The organism is Streptomyces sp. NPDC048411, from assembly GCF_040704695.1.
Taxonomy (GTDB): Bacteria; Actinomycetota; Actinomycetes; order Streptomycetales; family Streptomycetaceae; genus Streptomyces.
This window is the reverse complement of the sequence record NZ_JBEZKL010000303.1, coordinates 1-1,455: the sequence shown is the minus strand read 5'-3', so window position 1 is coordinate 1,455 and position 1,455 is coordinate 1. Positions and strand designations below refer to the sequence as shown.

Annotated in this window: 1 protein-coding gene; it reads left to right on the top strand. The window is 69.1% G+C overall.

Annotated features, from left to right (window positions below):
* Positions 1–66 precede the first annotated feature (66 nt).
* Positions 67–1,452, top strand: coding sequence for an IS701 family transposase (locus AB0915_RS39175; RefSeq protein ID WP_366696181.1), 1,386 nt, complete (start codon positions 67–69; stop codon positions 1,450–1,452).
* The last annotated feature ends 3 nt before the right edge of the window (positions 1,453–1,455 follow it).

Below are 1,455 nucleotides of genomic sequence, written 5' to 3'. Positions count from 1 at the left end.
CTAGTAGGGCTTTGTTAGGTACCCCGGATGATCAAGCAGGAGTAGGGTTGTGATCTTCTTTGAGGTGTGACACCTGAGGAGATGGAAGAGGTCCGTCCGCGTCTGGAGGCGTTCGCGGCTCAGATGCTCGGCTCGCTGGCCCGTCGGGACCAGCGGGCCAAGGGCGAGATGTATCTGCGTGGGCTGATGCTGGACGGCAAGCGTAAGTCCATGCAGCCGATGGCCGATCGCTTGGGCGTGGACCACCAGCAACTCCAGCAGTTCGTCTCCTCCTCCACCTGGGACTACTCCAAGGTCCGTGAGCGGACGGCCCGTTGGGCTGCGGCGCACATCTCTGCCCAGGCGTACGCCATCGACGATGTCGGCTTCCCCAAGGACGGCTACGACTCGCCGGGGGTGGCACGGATGTACTGCGGCGCGCTGGGCAAGCGCGGCAACTGCCAGATCGGGGTCAGCGTGAACCTGGTCAGCGACCGTGCCTCCTCCGCCGTCGACTGGCGCCTGTTCCTTCCCGAGAGCTGGGACGACACCAAGCACGGTGACGACGCGTTGCTGGCGGAGGCGATCCGACGCCGCCGCGCCAAGGCCGGCATCCCCGAGACTGCTCGCCACCGGGAGAAGTGGCGCCTGGCCCTGGACATGCTCGACGAGGTCCGCGAGGGCTGGGAGCTGCCAGACCTGCCGGTCGTCGCCGACGCCGGATACGGCGACGCCACGGGCTTTCGCGAGGGCCTGACCGAGCGCGGCCTGACCTACGCGGTCGCGGTCAAAGCCACCACGACCGCGCACCCCGGCGACGCCACGCCCGAGCGCCCGCCGTACTCCGGGCAGGGCCGCCCTCCCGTGTCCGCCTACCCCCAGCCGCACACCACCCTGCGCGCGCTGGCCCTGGCCGCCGGACAAACGGCCACCCGCACCGTCACCTGGCGCCAGGGCAGCAAGGCCACCAGGCACAACCCGAATGCCGAGATGCGCTCTCAGTTCCTGTCCCTGCGGGTTCGCCCGGCCAACCGCACTATCCGCCGCGCCGCCGACGGCTCCCTGCCCGAATGCTGGCTGCTCGTCCAGTGGCCACCCGACTCCGCCGAGCCCACCGACTACTGGCTCTCGACGCTTCCCACCGACACCCCACTACGCGAGCTGGTGCGAATCGCCAAGATCCGCTGGCGAGTCGAGCACGACTACCGTGAGCTCAAGGACGGTCTCGGCCTGGACCACTTCGAGGGCCGCAACTACCTCGGCTGGCACCGCCACGTCACCCTCGCCGCCCTCGCCCAGGCCTTCTGCACCCTGCTACGGCCGACCCAAAAGCCCCTGCGCCGGCCTGACCCTCTACGCGGTCCTCCGCGAACTCCAGGCCCTCCTGGCCACCTGGACCGGCGCCTGCTCGATATGCGGCCAACCTGCACCAACCCCCGAACCCCACCACCGGACCTAACAAAGCCCTACTAGTGC